Annotated in this window: 13 protein-coding genes and 4 tRNA genes; 6 read left to right on the top strand and 11 right to left on the bottom strand. The window is 38.2% G+C overall.

Annotated features, from left to right (window positions below):
* The 3 genes from O1450_RS03195 to O1450_RS03185 all read left to right on the top strand — a co-directional run bounded on the left by O1450_RS03195 (nt 1) and on the right by O1450_RS03185 (nt 2,105).
* Nucleotides 1-129: a preprotein translocase subunit YajC gene (locus tag O1450_RS03195; protein ID WP_420001948.1), complete on the top strand. Its 129-nt coding sequence runs from the start codon at nt 1-3 to the stop codon at nt 127-129.
* Between the two features lie 347 nt (nt 130-476).
* Complete coding sequence (locus O1450_RS03190) at nt 477-713, top strand: CRISPR-associated protein Cas2 (protein ID WP_178882861.1); 237 nt, start codon at nt 477-479, stop codon at nt 711-713.
* Between the two features lie 108 nt (nt 714-821).
* Nucleotides 822-2,105: a ribonucleotide-diphosphate reductase subunit beta gene (locus O1450_RS03185; protein WP_269229672.1), complete on the top strand. Its 1,284-nt coding sequence runs from the start codon at nt 822-824 to the stop codon at nt 2,103-2,105.
* A 79-nt stretch (nt 2,106-2,184) separates the two neighbouring features.
* On the opposite strand, the gene O1450_RS03180 is transcribed toward O1450_RS03185, so the two are convergent.
* From O1450_RS03180 to O1450_RS03170, 3 genes are all read right to left on the bottom strand, one after another.
* Nucleotides 2,185-3,828, bottom strand: coding sequence for a WD40/YVTN/BNR-like repeat-containing protein (locus O1450_RS03180; protein WP_269229671.1), 1,644 nt, complete (start codon nt 3,826-3,828; stop codon nt 2,185-2,187).
* A 357-nt stretch (nt 3,829-4,185) separates the two neighbouring features.
* Entirely contained in the window at nt 4,186-5,169 is a 984-nt protein-coding gene (locus O1450_RS03175; protein ID WP_269229670.1) for an alpha/beta hydrolase, read from the bottom strand.
* 165 nt (nt 5,170-5,334) lie between these two features.
* On the bottom strand, nt 5,335-6,507 hold the full coding sequence (locus O1450_RS03170; RefSeq protein WP_269229669.1) for a zinc-binding dehydrogenase: 1,173 nt from the start codon (nt 6,505-6,507) through the stop codon (nt 5,335-5,337).
* 342 nt (nt 6,508-6,849) lie between these two features.
* Between O1450_RS03170 and O1450_RS03165 the strand changes: the two genes are divergently transcribed.
* The 3 genes from O1450_RS03165 (at nt 6,850) to ntrR (ending at nt 10,188) form a co-directional block, all read left to right on the top strand.
* Nucleotides 6,850-7,728, top strand: a complete 879-nt coding sequence (locus tag O1450_RS03165; RefSeq protein WP_269229668.1) for a phosphoribosyltransferase family protein — start codon at nt 6,850-6,852, stop codon at nt 7,726-7,728.
* A gap of 25 nt (nt 7,729-7,753) precedes the next feature.
* Nucleotides 7,754-9,241 (top strand): nicotinate phosphoribosyltransferase, encoded by a 1,488-nt coding sequence (locus O1450_RS03160; RefSeq protein WP_269229667.1) that lies wholly within the window; start codon nt 7,754-7,756, stop codon nt 9,239-9,241.
* A gap of 191 nt (nt 9,242-9,432) precedes the next feature.
* Entirely contained in the window at nt 9,433-10,188 is a 756-nt protein-coding gene (gene ntrR / locus O1450_RS03155; protein ID WP_269229666.1) for an ADPR responsive transcriptional repressor NtrR, read from the top strand.
* 23 nt (nt 10,189-10,211) lie between these two features.
* Here ntrR and O1450_RS03150 read toward each other — a convergent pair whose 3' ends face one another.
* The 8 genes from O1450_RS03150 to nadA all read right to left on the bottom strand — a co-directional run bounded on the left by O1450_RS03150 (nt 10,212) and on the right by nadA (nt 15,154).
* Complete coding sequence (locus tag O1450_RS03150) at nt 10,212-11,816, bottom strand: GMC family oxidoreductase (RefSeq protein WP_269229665.1); 1,605 nt, start codon at nt 11,814-11,816, stop codon at nt 10,212-10,214.
* Between the two features lie 185 nt (nt 11,817-12,001).
* Nucleotides 12,002-12,637, bottom strand: coding sequence for a nuclease-related domain-containing protein (locus O1450_RS03145; RefSeq protein WP_269229664.1), 636 nt, complete (start codon nt 12,635-12,637; stop codon nt 12,002-12,004).
* 113 nt (nt 12,638-12,750) lie between these two features.
* Nucleotides 12,751-13,218, bottom strand: a complete 468-nt coding sequence (locus O1450_RS03140) for a DMT family transporter (protein ID WP_269229663.1) — start codon at nt 13,216-13,218, stop codon at nt 12,751-12,753.
* A gap of 313 nt (nt 13,219-13,531) precedes the next feature.
* A tRNA-Pro gene (locus tag O1450_RS03135) sits at nt 13,532-13,608 on the bottom strand.
* Nucleotides 13,609-13,612: 4 nt separating this feature from the next.
* Nucleotides 13,613-13,688, bottom strand: a tRNA-His gene (locus O1450_RS03130).
* 36 nt (nt 13,689-13,724) lie between these two features.
* Nucleotides 13,725-13,801, bottom strand: a tRNA-Arg gene (locus tag O1450_RS03125).
* Between the two features lie 68 nt (nt 13,802-13,869).
* A tRNA-Pro gene (locus tag O1450_RS03120) sits at nt 13,870-13,946 on the bottom strand.
* Nucleotides 13,947-14,089: 143 nt separating this feature from the next.
* A complete protein-coding gene (gene nadA, locus O1450_RS03115; protein ID WP_005218157.1) occupies nt 14,090-15,154 on the bottom strand; it encodes a quinolinate synthase NadA in 1,065 nt (354 codons plus the stop codon).
* Nucleotides 15,155-15,207: the final 53 nt, after the last annotated feature.

The following is a 15,207-nucleotide window of genomic DNA, read 5'->3' as shown; positions in this document are numbered from 1 at the left end:
ATGTTGAATATTAGCCATAACTACATGTTAGGACTAGGTGTTTTAATCTTTGCCTTTATTTTCTTTTATGTACCAATGGTCTATGCATTTTTAGCCATTCGGAAACAGCAGCGTAATCAAAATAAGTAGTTTTATTCTATAGCTTTTAGCAGATGAATTACTTCTTTTGATTATGTAGAAATACAAGATCAAATCTAAATTGATGATTATGAAAGCTAAAAGCGAAGTAATAATTTGATATTTAGAAAAATTTGAGAAAATGTTGGGGATATTGGCGTATCCCCTCCATTAAACTCAGAAAACCAAGAATACGGTTGCCTGAAGACTTTCCGCAAAGAAAGTAAGCGAATATTCGTTCACTTTGAGTCTTGAGTCAACTGTTAATTCTCCTCAATTAACTAACGCTTTGTTTTTAGGAGCATTAAAAATGCAACCAAAAATTTGCACTCACAATCTCAATTTGAAGGAAAATTTGCATGAATTTCATGTGTTTAAGCTACGACCTATATAACAAACCTCGCTCTAGTTATTCTAAGATTTATCAAACTCTTGAACAATATGAGCATGAAAGATTACAGAAGTCGATTTGGTTATTAAAAACTCCTAAATCGCCAGATGAAATCATGAAAGATTTTAGGCATTGCGTCGACCAAAAAGATCGTCTTGCGGTATTTCCAATCGACCAAAATTTGTTAAATATTTTGAAGGAGTAAAAGACCCCTTATCATTTATTAGCAGTAATAAATGATTTTGAAACAGTAGAAAGATTATAATCATTCTACTGTTTCAGGGGGTTCATTCCTTACAACTAGGAGAATCCCATGTCCATCTTAAGTTGGGACGATTTTGAAGATGATTCGCAAAAACCGACTACACCTGAACACAAGTCTGCGCCCCTCGACTCGCAAAAAACGGTTAATACGCAAGTGGTATCTGATTCAGAGCAACCATCGCCGCGCGTGGCAGTTGCACAACCCACTGGAACCAGTACCATCAGATCAACAAATCCAACCGATTCGTTGGCTCGAGCATCTCAAGCCTTAGAAAACCTTGATGTTGCACCAGGCTTAGAAGAGCTTGAAATGGGTGCACAGCGCGTACAAGTTGATGATAAAGCTATGATCAACTGTCGTGCAGACTTAAACCAGCTTGTTCCATTTAAATACGAGTGGGCTTGGCAAAAGTATCTTGACGGGTGTGCAAACCACTGGATGCCGCAAGAAGTCAACATGAACCATGACATCGCGCTTTGGAAGTCTGAAAATGGCTTAACAGAAGATGAGCGTACAATTGTAATGCGTTCTTTAGGTTTCTTCTCAACTGCAGATTCGTTGGTTGCAAACAACTTGGTATTAGCAATCTACCGCCATATTACAAACCCTGAATGCCGCCAATATATTTTGCGTCAAGCATTTGAAGAAGCGATTCATACACATGCGTATCAGTACTGTATTGAATCTTTAGGTATGGATGAAGGCGAAGTCTTCAACATGTACCGTGAGATTCCAAGTGTTGCACGTAAAGCATCATGGGGTTTGAAGTACACTCAATCGTTAACCGATCCTAATTTCCATACAGGTACACCTGAAAACGATCAACGTTTACTGCGTAACTTGATTGCATTCTATTGTGTTCTTGAAGGTATTTTCTTCTACTGTGGTTTTACTCAAATCTTGAGTATGGGTCGCCGTAATAAGATGAACGGTGTTGCTGAGCAATTCCAATACATCTTGCGTGATGAATCAATGCACTTGAACTTTGGTATCGACATGATCAACCAAATCAAGATTGAAAACCCACACTTATGGACGGCTGAGTTCCAACAAGAAGTGATTCAGATGATTCTTGAAGGCACAATGCTTGAAATCGAATATGCACGTGACACAATGCCACGTGGTGTATTGGGTATGAATGCGGCAATGATGGAAGAGTATTTGAAGTTCATCTGTAACCGTCGTTTATCTCAACTTGGTTTACCTGAACAGTTTGCAGGTGTAACCAATCCTTTTGCGTGGATGTCTGAGATGATGGACTTGCGTAAAGAGAAGAACTTTTTTGAAACGCGCGTTACGGATTACCAAACGGGCGGAGCGTTAAGCTGGTAAACAGACTTATTAGCTAAGTAATAAAAAAACCGCCTTTTATGGCGGTTTTTTTATTACTAATTTAAATTAAATCATTAGCTTACTTTTTGTTTAAAGCTTTCTGCTGCTCTTCAAGTTCTTTTAATTTCTTATTATAAGTACTATAAATTCCCTTCCATGTCTTACCTTTATCTTCAGAAAATTTGACAACGGCATAATCATTCCAAGCATAAGCACTCAAAAGCCTCCCAGAATCCAATACAGTTATAAAAGCAGGCGCCAGCACATTCGTATAATTTTCCCAAGTTTTTCCATTATCTTGACTCACAGCTAACTTTGTAGAGCGCAAAAAACCTCCATCAATAGCATATATATCTCCTTGCGTAGAGAATTTCGGGGCTGCGTAATTAATAGAAAATGGTATTTCTAATTTTTGCCATGTTAAACCATGATCTTTTGTAATAAAGGGATGATCCCCTAAACCAAGTAATACGCTAAGCGTCTGATCAGGATTAGACGTGAACTGTCTAATAATTTTCTTATCTGGTGTTTTACTATGCTGCCATTCTTTTGTCTTATAGTTATAATAATGGAGGTCACCATTCATATGTGCATAACCAAACCCTGTTTTATCTTCCCATGTCCAAAACATTTTAAAATTTGGCATTTCAATAATTTGTTTTTTAACAACCTCTTTCCAGTATCCTTTTTCTAACTGATCACTTTGATATATTGAAATATAAAGACCTGTAGAACTTTGTACAAAATGCTCTATAAACCATCCCGCTTTATCATTTCCAAAAACAGAAAGGATAATTCCTATCGGCAAATTACCCGTATCAATAGGACTCAGTGCATCACTACCTTTTTGATGTTTATACAGCCCATTCATTTCACCATAGGCTAAAAAATCAAAATCAGCACCCTCTTTGACTGTTATACAATCAAAAGCCAAACCATCTTCACTATGAAGTATTTTAGCTTTTTCTTTTCTATCTTTAATGTCATCAACTAAGGAAAAAGAAAAAACAGAACCAATTTTACTTGCTGCAACCACTCTATTGTCTGGTGTTTCCTTAAAACATTGCATCCCAAATGGTAATAATTTATTTTCATTACCAAATTTCTTTTCTATCTCTGTAATTGGTTGAGTCCAACCCATTAGAACTTTATCTTTATAAATTGCCTGAAGATACTTATCTCCAAATTTATTTATTAAATTTTTATTGGATGGATGGTTTTCAGACCTTGAAAAAACATAAGCATCATTTGCATGCGTCAATAACATACGTCCAAGATCAGTTGTTGTATCTTCTGTTACTTTAAAAGTACCGATTCGATCAACTTTATTTTCACCTATTAAATTAATAAAATTTAAAGTACCTGCAATAGACTTATCTAATTCCACAATACGATATTCTCCAGCAGGTAGTTTTCCGCTATAAATCAAGGTAGAGCGCGAAACGTCAGCATTTATCACGTTAATTTCATATACCTTATTTTTTTTCTGAATCATTGTTTGTTCTGAAAGACTTTCCACTAACAATGTTGGAAAATTCATTCCAGTATTAAAGCCAATGCTTAAAACAATAGGGTATAATTTTTCTTCCTGTTTGTTTGGTTGAAATACATTTTTTGCATGTCCATTCACTGCTCTTGATTGTGGCGTTGTCGCACATGCTTGTAATACCAAACAGATAACCAAAGCAATGCTGCTTTTTAATATCAAATCAAATTTATTCATTTACGTCATCATTTCAATATTAGAAACTAAAAATACAAAAGAAGAGAACCGATTCTCCTCTACCTAATAAAGCCAAACATTACTAGATTTATGAATAACAAACCACAAACAAAACAATAAAATTGGTTTAAACTATATAATAAAAAAATTAAACACACTAAAAAACCTCTATTTAAAAGTAAAATTAAAACATTAATTTCACTATCTAAAAACTCTTATCTATTTTATATTTAAATCTAACCATCATTTAAAGATTCTTCCACATTCCCAAAATAGGAAAAATTCAATTCTTAAAGAACATAAACTGAATAAAAAGTCTTAGAAATACTTATGAGTACTTCTATAAATCAAAACAACTTACCTAGTTCGATTTTCCTCTAAGAAATGCAATGTATCTTTGAAGGTGAGCTGAGCAGGTAGAGTTTTTAGTAAAAATTGATATTCATGACCTGTCGGATAAGTTGCCTGATCAAAAAATCTGGTCGTCGTCGGAACTGAACGCTTTTTAAGTTCTATAGCAAGTTGCCGAGCTTGTTGTTCAAAAGATGCTGTATTTCCATCGGTCAAATAGATTGCGGGTAAGTTTACAGTCAAATAATCAGAAGCCGTTAGCCCCATATCATCTGGATTAACCAACCAATTTTTATCCTGTAAATAAGCCCACCCTACACGCTTGAATACAAATTGTGTAATTGATGAATTTGCTTGCTGCACCATATCTTTTAAATCATAAGGTCCACAATACAACAGTGATCCACGAATCTGTTGTGGTTCTAAAATAGCAGGTATTTTGAGTAATGCAGCATATTGAGGATTGTGCTGTACAAGTAAAAACTGTAATGCAATCTGAGCGCCAGCCGAATCACCTGCAATAAATAGATTAGAGCTATTCAAATGATGTGTATTTGCAAAGCTTGTATTGATATATCTGATTGCCTCCGAGACTTGAATCACAGGCTCTGGATATTTAGCAGAAGGAACTAAATCATAATTCAGTACCATCACATAATAACCCTTGTATGCTAAACGAGTTGCATATTCCTTAACTTCAAACTTATCCCCACCAATAAAACCACCACCATGAACCCAAATAATCAAAGGTTTATACTGTAAAGGATGATTTGGCGCATAAAAATCAAACTGATTCTTCTGATATCGTGATGGATAGCGTAAATCTTTAAAGACTTGTACATTTTTATCGAGATATTGCTTAGGACGATCGTCTTGAGAAATGCCAAATAAACTATGTTGCAACAACCATAAAGTTGGCTTTGGACTAAATAAACATACACTCAATAACAAGACTAAAAACAATGCAGCTAAAATTATTATTTTTCTCATCATCATTTCCATGATTCAGTCTCGTATCTAAAACAACAAGACATAATATACATAGATATAAACGTGATTATAAAATTAGGCAATCGTAATGCTTGCCTAATTTTATCCATGACCTAATCATCTATCTCCATAATAACAACGAAATAGATGTATCAATTCACATCATCAACCCAATAGCTGAATCTCTGAACCAGCACGTTTTGGATCAATTAGAATTTTGGCATGTTGCTCTGGATCGCGTAAGGCATCAAAGGCATTCCCTACACCTTCCAAGCCCACCACACCAGTGATGAGTGGTGAACAATCCACTTTGCCTTCCGCAATCATATGTAAGGTGTCACGGAACTCAAGCGGTGTATAGCCCAGTACATACTGGATTTCCAATTCTTTATTAATTGCCAATGCAGGCTCAATTTTATCGCTTTGCATACAGACACCAACACCCACAATACGTGAGAACAATGGCGCACCCTCCAAAATTTGCTGCATGATGCCAGCCACACCCACGCATTCAAAAATCACGGGACGTTTAGGTAATAAACCGAGTTTGTCACCCACTCGCATAGCATTCACCCACGGCAATGAGAATGTCTGCACCTTATCAAAAATGCCCATCCCCATATTAATTGCTTCAGATACATTGCCCAATAAGCCAAGCTCTTTCCAACTACTAAATGGAGATTGCTGTTTAGGATCAATCAAGATATCTGCACCACACTGCTCAGCTAAACGACGGCGATTCGGTGAAAAATCACTAGCAACTACGGTTTTGACGCCTGCCGCTTTGAGCATAATAATCACACCCAAACCGACTGGACCACAACCAATCACGATTGCTGGTTCATTTTTCTTGATGCGACTACGACGTACTGCATGTAAAGCAACTGCCATTGGCTCAGTCAACGCTGCACTGTCTGCGTCTAAACCATTGGGCACTTCAAACATCAGACTGGATTGCACCAAGACTTGTTCTGCATAACCTCCCGAAGCACTTGGCGACAGTCCCGTCGGAACATAACCTTGCGGGTCAACATTTAACAATGGCATCGCACAAACCAAACTATCCGCTTTCAGTTTACGACGTGTTTTTGGGCCATAGTCTAAGACCTTGCCGCAAAACTCATGACCTAAGACTAATTTATCAGAAGATTTTGCAACTCCATTAAAACCTACACGTGCTGCCAAATCATGCATATGGTCACAGTGATGCTGCATATGTAAATCCGAGCCACAAATTCCACAACGTACCACTTCAAGTAAGACTTGCCCTTTTGCAGGCACTAATTGAAGACTGTCTTCTAGCTTTAACTCAGCGTTATGACAAATCAGAGATTTCATAGGATGCTTTCCTTATTGTTTTATTGCATTTGTTAGCTTTTCTGACTTTTTATTGATTAAAACAGTTTGGCTAACGCATTTCATTTTTAATTTTGACAAAGTGTATTGTCAGAATCTATGACCTAAAGATCAATATCAAAGAAGAATAAGGTCAGCTTTATAAATCACCCAATGAAAAAGGTTAAAAATCATTCTCTTTTAAGTTCAAATAGATGAGTCTATTTTTCTAAATTACTTTCCTATTTTCATTAAAATGATCAAATTTAGCACTTGTATTTAATAGTGTCTTTATGACAATATATATTTACTGGCTTTAAGCCACTATAAATGAGAAGTTAAAAAATGACGATTCAACTTAAGACAGCTCAAGCGAATGTTCCCATCGAGTTTTTGCAGTTTTCAGGTGGTGAACGTCATATTCAACTCAAACAAAATGTATTAGATCAGCTGCAAGAAAACACGCAGATCAAAGCCTCACTGAATAACAGTGCAGACGTGATGGATTATCTGCTATTGGAAAATGTAATACTTGAACAAGGCTCGCGCCTTTCGATAGAAATCCCTTATTTTCCTTATGCACGTCAAGACCGCATCTGTACACAAGGTCAAGCCTTTTCACTAGACTTAATGACTAAATTATTGAATAGCAATACAGAAAAATTTGCAGGACAGCGTCAAAAAATTGTGGTGTGGGATTGTCATAGTCAAGTGACCCTAGAACTATTACGCAAAAATACCCGCTTCCAACAGGTGATCAATATCGAACCAATTCAGATTATTCAACAAAGTGAAGCATTGATGCAGATCTTAACCGCCGACAATACGATTTTGGTCTGCCCCGATGCAGGCGCAACACAACGCACCCAAGCGATTGCAAACGGCATCAATCCGCAACGCCAACAAGCCATTGAAGTGATTCACTGTGAAAAGAAACGCGATCCAAGCACTGGAAAAATTAGAACAACTGCGGTGGATAGCCCTGATTTGACAGGAAAAACAGCCGTGATCACCGATGATATTTGTGATGGCGGTGCAACCTTTATTGGTATTGCCAAACAACTGCGCAGCCTAAATTGCCAAAACATTATTTTATATGTCACGCATGGCATTTTTAGCAAAGGTTTAACCGTATTCGATGGACTGATTGATCAAGTGTTTACGAGTAGCAGCTTGGTTCAAGTAGAACCCACCAAACTCAATATCATTAACTTTCAAAACTAAGATTAAAAGCACGAGGAGTATAAAAATGAGTATTAAAATAAACCCACTCAATGCAATTGATTTCTATAAAGCAGACCACCGTCGTCAGTATCCAGTGGGAACTGAATACGTCTATGCCAACTTTACGCCTCGCTCATCGCGTTTAGCCAAAATGCTGCCTGATTTTGATGACAAGATTGTGTTCTTTGGTCTGCAAGGTTTCGTTAAACATTTTTTGATTGAAACTTGGAACGAGGGCTTCTTTAATCAACCCAAAGCCAAAGTCGTCGCGGCCTATAAACGTCGTATGGACAATTCTCTAGGTGACGGAGCTGTGCCTGTTGAACACATTGAAGCCTTGCATGATTTAGGTTATTTACCCTTAAAAATTAAAGCATTGCAAGAAGGTAGCCGAGTCAATATCAAAGTGCCTGTATTGACCATTATCAACACTGATTCAAACTTCTTTTGGTTAACCAACTATATTGAAACCGTGCTCAGTGCCGAGCTTTGGAAAAGTTGTACCACTGCAACCATCGCTTATGAATACAAGCGTTTATTAACACAATATGCAGAAAAAACGGGCGCGCCTTTAGATTTCATCCCAGTTCAAGGACATGATTTCAGTAGCCGCGGCATGAGCGGCATCTATGATGCAGCTCAATCGGGAGTCGGACACTTAACTAGCTTTATTGGGACAGATTCAGTCGCTTCGATTGACTATGCCGAAGAATATTACAATGCAACAGGTGTAGTGGGTGTTTCAGTACCGGCAACAGAACACAGTGTGATGTGTATGGGCAGTGAAGAAAGTGAAATCGAGACCTTTAGACGTTTGATCTGTGAGCTTTATCCTACAGGTATCGTCAGTATCGTTTCAGATACTTGGGATTTCTGGCGTGTGATTACCGAGTTTAGTGTCGAATTAAAAGCGGAGATTTTAAAACGTCAACCGAATGCCCTCGGTCTTGCTAAAGTAGTGTTCCGTCCCGATTCAGGTGATCCCGTGAAAATTATCTGTGGCGATCCTGATGCAGAGCTAAATAGTCCCGCTTATAAAGGTGCAGTGCAATGTTTATGGGAAATTTTCGGCGGCACAGAAACCGCTCAAGGCTATAAGGTATTGAATGAACGGGTTGGCTTGATTTATGGTGACTCGATTACCCTAGAACGTGCGCAAAATATTTTAAAAGGTTTGGAGGCCAAAGGCTTTGCTTCGAATAATCTAGTCTTTGGTATCGGCAGTTATACCTACAACTATTTAACTCGAGATACTTTTGGTTTTGCTGTAAAAGCTACTTGGGGGCAGGTCAATGGCATCGGTCGTGAACTGTTTAAAGACCCTGTAACGGATTCAGGTGTAAAAAAATCAGCCAAAGGTCTATTACGGGTTGAACAGACTGAGAATGGTTTTGAGTTATTTGATCAACAAAGTTTTGAACAGGAGAAGATGGGTGCACTGCAAACCGTATTTGAAAATGGTCAATTGCTAAGAGAATGCTCACTTGATCAAATCCGGGAGAGATTGGTCTAAAAAGATATCAAGACTGCTAATTTTAAATTTACTACGCTACATCATGACAGGCGGCAAGGATGCCGCCCAATTAACGATCTTGCACGAAGTTCGAAGTGATACATTGAACTTCACTCAGGATGTACCATCAGCTCATTCAAATCTATAAAAAACCTTTATACTTGATTCACTCATCCATGAGACAACGCCAAATGACCTATACCTCCGAAAAGGAATACCTTGCCCACTATAAAAAAACAGATTACGACACCCCCCTGTTTACGGTCGATATGGCAATTTTTTCTGTGGCAAAAGGTCAATTACAGGTTTTAATGATTCAACGCTCCAACTTCCCCGAAAAAGGGAAATGGGCACTGCCTGGCGGCTTTGTCGATTTAAAAACCGATCCCAACTTAATGGCAACAGCTCACCGTAAACTGCTTGAAAAAACAGGGATTCACTCCCCTTATCTTGAACAAGTTGAGACCATCGGCAATCAGCATCGTGATGCACGTGGTTGGTCAATCACTTCGCTATATTTTGCCCTAATTGATTTCAATAAATTTCAAATCCAACAAAGTATAACAACAGAAAAGAGTGAGTGGCTTTCTATAAATGAAGCCTTGAAACTTGATTTAGCTTTCGATCATAAAGACTTACTACAGTTAGCATTTGATCGTCTTTGTAACAAAACCCGCTATACAGCCTTACCTGCTAGTCTCATGCCTGAATTATTTACCCTGACCGAATTACAAACAATTTATGAAATTATTTTAGGTCATACATTAGAAAAGAAATCATTTAGACGTCGTATGCAAGAAGCGGGAGCAGTTGAGGAAACAGGACAGCAAAAGATTGTCGGCAAACGCCATGCCCAACTGTTTCGTTATGCACTCGACAATTATCATTTCACTTTTCCACGTATGTTAGAAACACCACGTCATCCGACTGAAAATAAAAAGAGCTAAGGCAAAACCTTAGCTCCATATACTCACTTCCAAGTTTCACGGATCATATCCACTGCTTTTTCAGCAATCATGATCGCTGGAGCATTGGTATTACCATTCACCACTGTTGGCATAATCGACGCATCAATCACACGTAAACCCTGAATACCATATACTTTCAGCTCTGGATCAACCACAGCCATCTCATCTACACCCATTTTACAACTGCCAACAGGGTGATAGACCGTGTCAACACGTTGGCGCAAAATCTCACGAATTTCATCATCAGACTGCACATTCGCTGTAAACATATCTTCTTTAATTTTTTCACTTAAAGCAGGTGCATTCATTAACTTCTGTGTGACCTTATAGCCATCGACCATATCCTGAAGATCTTGTTCATCCTCTAAGAATTTAAAATCAATCAATAATGGATCATCCACATTTTTACCACTGAGTTTGACTGAACCACGCGCACGCGGATTCAATAAACACACATGACATGAAATACCATGACCTGCATGCATCGTGCGAGCATGGTTATCTACTACTGCAATCACAAAGTGCAATTGTAAATTCGGCTTATCTAATTCAGGACGGCTTTTCAGAAAACCACCACATTCGGCATAATTGGTCGTGATCAAACCACGGCGTTCTTTACGATAACGACCAATCTGCTTAACTAAATCTAAACTCCCCCCAACCGAAACCCCGAAAGTTCCATCAATTTGCTTGGTTTTATAAGCAAAAATAAAGTCAGGATGATCGTGCAGGTTTTCACCCACACCCGCCAAATCTTTAATTACAGGGATATCATGTTTTTCCAGTTCTTGACGTGGGCCAATCCCCGACAACATCAAGACTTGTGGTGATTGGAAAGCACCCGCAGACAGTAAAACTTCTTTATTGGCGCTAACAACAATTGTCTGTCCTTTATGGCTATACTCCACCCCAACAGCATGACCATTTTCAATCACAATACGTGAAACTTTAGCTTGGGTAACTACATGTAAATTTGGTCGCTTACCTAAATAAGGAAACAGATAACCACGTGCTGCGCTCCAACGTTCACCATTTTTTTGTGTGACCTGATAAACACCGAGCCCTTCTTGTTCTGCGCCATTAAAGTCATCATTAAGTGGATAATTGACCTGCTTCGCAGCTTCAACAAAGGTTTTCTGATACGGATTGTCCGAACGTAATTCACTAACATTGAGTGGACCATGTTGGCCATGATATTCATTACGAATGCGCTCGTTATGTTCTGATTTTATAAAGTATGGCAACACATCCTGATAAGACCATCCTGTATTGCCTAAAGCAGCCCAATGATCATAATCACTATGATGACCACGAATATAGACCATTGCATTGATCGCAGAACTGCCACCTAAGCATTTTCCACGAGGTTGATAGCCTCTACGTCCATTCAGCCCTTTTTGTGGAATGGTTTCTAAAGCCCAGTTATTAATCTTGGTTGGAATACTGATCACTGCTGCTGATGGTGTATTCACCAACCAGCTATTGCCATCACCACCAGCCTCAAGTAAACAAACTGATATATTTGGATTTTCTGAAAGCCGACCTGCAAGTACACAACCTGCTGAGCCACCACCAATAATTACAAAATCAAAAGCTGCTTGTGTCATTTCTATCCCTGTTATTTTCATTCTTTCAAAATGCGAAAAGATTATGCTCAAATTCACATCTAAATATTCGTTTACTTGTCTAACAGACTTGATTATTCCTCATAAAAAGTAACTGGATATGGGGCAAAGTACAATAGCCAAATCTGGCAATACGATTGAGTTAAATCATCAATTTCTACAGTCACTTATACAGTGGATTTCTTTTCTATTTGCTTTTGCTTTAAATGCTCAACATGTAAACGATTTGTCTTCCAAGAAGGCTCTAATACTTCTTTTTCAATTCGAGATTTTATTCTTTTTAACTTCATCGGACTAATCACCTGTTGATCAAAACGTTTTACGTATTCAATCCAAGCTTTACTACGAAAGACATTTTCAGGCATATCTGTTTTAAATTCGCTTCGAGCTGTAAATACAACAATAGAATGCAAATACTGCGGATCAACAACATCACTTAAAACCATTTCCAATACTTTAATATGCTTGTAGTTTTGATGTAGTGGGTTTTGAAATTTATAACTTTTCTTATAAATTTTTTGTGTCCACTGCTTCTGGCGAGCATTTCCAAAAATCCATCCCGTGTAGTTTTTAGTTTCAACGATGAAAACACCATAAGGGCTTATTAAAATATGATCAATTTGAGTCGTCCCGTCTTTCTGATCAGGTAGAGTACAATTATTGAGTAATACGTATTCAGCACTTAAATACTTAGCAACATGCTCAGAAACCATAAACTCACCAACTTTCCCCTTGAAATTCGGTGATTTGAGATATGTAACTACAGCAAGCATAAGAAGAATTAAAATAATATAAAAGAACATACTTCCCCATGAATATTTTATTTTTCAGAAATTAAAAATTAACAGCATCAAATATACAATATATTTATAAAACATTATTATAAAAACTGAGTTAATAACTAATCCGTAATGTTTTATTTGATCGTACCTCTATATTCGCCAAATAGCATAATCAACCCACCAATAAAAATAAAAAGTAATCCAAATAATTTGAAAGTATCTATTTTCTTTATTTGCATCCCTAATAAACCACTATGATCAATTAAGGTAGCAAAAATCATTTGCCCTAAAAATATCCATAATAGTGTATTGGTTGCACCGATATGTGGTGCTGCGACAAACATACACAGAATATAAAGTGAACCCAAGAAACCTGATAACCACATCCACCAAGATGTATTTTGATAAAATGGTGGTTTCACCGTTCCATCCATCCATAATGCAATAACAAACGAGGCAATTGCACCACCGATATAAAGAAAGAAGGTAGATTGTATTTGGCTTGCACCACTACTATGACGAAAGGCATTAATCACTGCCAGTTGTAGTGGAACAACTAGCCCACCTAATATACTAATCAAAACATAATGAATATTTTGCATTCATCAACTCTCATTTTTAGGTTTCTAATTTTCATGAACTAATTTGATTGAGAAAGTTATGATCATACTTTTAGATATTCAACATAATGATTGAGTAACTCTTACTTCAAACTATCTTATAAAAACAAATACTGCATCAAGCATTCTATAGTTCAATTGTGACTCAAATGCTTTTGATTAAATAATCAAAGCTTGGAGATAGAAATAATTTCAGAAGAATAAATAATTTTTAGTTATTTAATAAAATAAGATATAAAAATCCAGACGTAAAAAAACCGCTGTTTAGCGGTATTTTATCTCATCTTTAAGATGATGGTCGGAGCAGTAGGATTCGAACCTACGACCCCCTGGTCCCAAACCAGGTGCACTACCAGGCTGTGCTATGCTCCGAAATTGGGGTGAATGACGGGATTCGAACCCGCGACAACCGGAATCACAATCCGGGGCTCTACCAACTGAGCTACATCCACCATCAAAACTTTGATTCTATATACCAAGCTGCCAAATGGCGCGCCTGACAGGATTCGAACCTGTGACCATCCGCTTAGAAGGCGGATGCTCTATCCAACTGAGCTACAGGCGCATAACGATGATAATACTATCACGATACTTCGCCGATATTTAAAACTATGTTTTTCAACATATTTTAAATGGTCGGAGCAGTAGGATTCGAACCTACGACCCCCTGGTCCCAAACCAGGTGCACTACCAGGCTGTGCTATGCTCCGATTTCTTTTCAGCTTTTAGCGTATCGCACATCGTGCGGTACGGTGTGCATTCTAGGCGCGACGCTCTAGAACGTCAACACCTATTTTTCAAAAAAAGAATAAATCCTTATCAAATGTATATTTAACAAGCATTTTCAAACGTTTTAGCGTTTCAAAGAAGCACTAAAGTTCAACATTCGATCTAAGGGTAATTTCGCGCGTTCAGCAAGGGCTGGATCAACGTGTATTTCTTGATCAGCATGTTGTAATACATGCAAAATACCATCAAGTTCATTCATCGCCATCCAAGGGCAATGTGCACATGAACGACAAGTTGCCCCCTCGCCTGCGGTTGGTGCTTCAAATAATTCTTTATCAGGCGCTGCTTGTTGCATTTTATAGAAAATGCCACGATCCGTTGCCACGATCATTTGTTTGTGCGGCAAGGTCTGAGCTGCTTTAATCAATTGCGAGGTACTTCCCACCGCATCAGCAATATCCACCACAGATTCAGGTGACTCTGGATGAACTAAAACCGCTGCATCTGGATAAAGCGCTTTCATTTGCGCAATACCACGGGCACGGAATTCTTCATGCACGATACATGCACCATCCCACAACAACATTTCAGCGCCCGTTTTCTTTTGAATATAGCGACCTAAATGTTGATCAGGTGCCCAAATAATTTTTTCGCCCAAACTATCTAAATGTTCAATGATCTCAACTGCGCAACTTGAAGTCACCACCCAATCGGCACGTGCTTTTACAGCCGCCGAGGTATTGGCATACACCACCACGGTATGATCAGGATGCTGATCACAGAATGCTGAAAACTCATCTACAGGACAACCCAAATCAAGTGAACAGGTTGCTTCTAAAGTTGGCATCAACACTGTTTTTTCAGGTGATAAAATTTTAGAGGTTTCGCCCATAAACTTTACGCCTGCCACCACAAGGGTTGTTGCAGGATGATCACGACCAAAGCGCGCCATTTCCAACGAATCAGAAACACATCCCCCTGTCAGTTCGGCAAGCTCTTGCACTTCAGGATCACAGTAATAGTGAGCCACAAGCACTGCATTTCGCTTTTTCAACTCAGCTGCAATTTGGGCAAACTTTTCTTGTTTCACTTCTGGGCTAAGGCTATTGTCCTTTGGCTCGCCCAAACGATCTAAATGCGCCTGCACAATATTTTTGGCTTCGTTCGCAATTAAATTCGCATCATTCATAAAGCGTCTTCTCTATCCTGCGTGCTTGCATCGCTGCAAACTTATAACGTGGG

The sequence above is a fragment of the Acinetobacter sp. TR11 genome, from assembly GCF_027105035.1.
GTDB lineage: Bacteria > Pseudomonadota > Gammaproteobacteria > Pseudomonadales > Moraxellaceae > Acinetobacter.
The sequence above is the reverse complement of the archived record's forward strand: the minus strand, read 5'-3'. Positions and strand labels throughout refer to the sequence as shown.

Excerpts from the sequence above, each read along its gene's own strand:
- O1450_RS03195 (WP_420001948.1), top strand. The coding sequence starts at position 1 with ATGTTGAATATTAGCCATAACTACATGTTAGGACTAGGTGTTTTAATC.
- O1450_RS03190 (WP_178882861.1), top strand. The coding sequence starts at position 477 with ATGAATTTCATGTGTTTAAGCTACGACCTATATAACAAACCTCGCTCT.
- O1450_RS03185 (WP_269229672.1), top strand. The coding sequence starts at position 822 with ATGTCCATCTTAAGTTGGGACGATTTTGAAGATGATTCGCAAAAACCG.
- O1450_RS03180 (WP_269229671.1), bottom strand. The coding sequence starts at position 3,828 with ATGAATAAATTTGATTTGATATTAAAAAGCAGCATTGCTTTGGTTATC.
- O1450_RS03175 (WP_269229670.1), bottom strand. The coding sequence starts at position 5,169 with ATGAGAAAAATAATAATTTTAGCTGCATTGTTTTTAGTCTTGTTATTG.
- O1450_RS03170 (WP_269229669.1), bottom strand. The coding sequence starts at position 6,507 with ATGAAATCTCTGATTTGTCATAACGCTGAGTTAAAGCTAGAAGACAGT.
- O1450_RS03165 (WP_269229668.1), top strand. The coding sequence starts at position 6,850 with ATGACGATTCAACTTAAGACAGCTCAAGCGAATGTTCCCATCGAGTTT.
- O1450_RS03160 (WP_269229667.1), top strand. The coding sequence starts at position 7,754 with ATGAGTATTAAAATAAACCCACTCAATGCAATTGATTTCTATAAAGCA.
- ntrR (WP_269229666.1), top strand. The coding sequence starts at position 9,433 with ATGACCTATACCTCCGAAAAGGAATACCTTGCCCACTATAAAAAAACA.
- O1450_RS03150 (WP_269229665.1), bottom strand. The coding sequence starts at position 11,816 with ATGACACAAGCAGCTTTTGATTTTGTAATTATTGGTGGTGGCTCAGCA.
- O1450_RS03145 (WP_269229664.1), bottom strand. The coding sequence starts at position 12,637 with ATGTTCTTTTATATTATTTTAATTCTTCTTATGCTTGCTGTAGTTACA.
- O1450_RS03140 (WP_269229663.1), bottom strand. The coding sequence starts at position 13,218 with ATGCAAAATATTCATTATGTTTTGATTAGTATATTAGGTGGGCTAGTT.
- nadA (WP_005218157.1), bottom strand. The coding sequence starts at position 15,154 with ATGAATGATGCGAATTTAATTGCGAACGAAGCCAAAAATATTGTGCAG.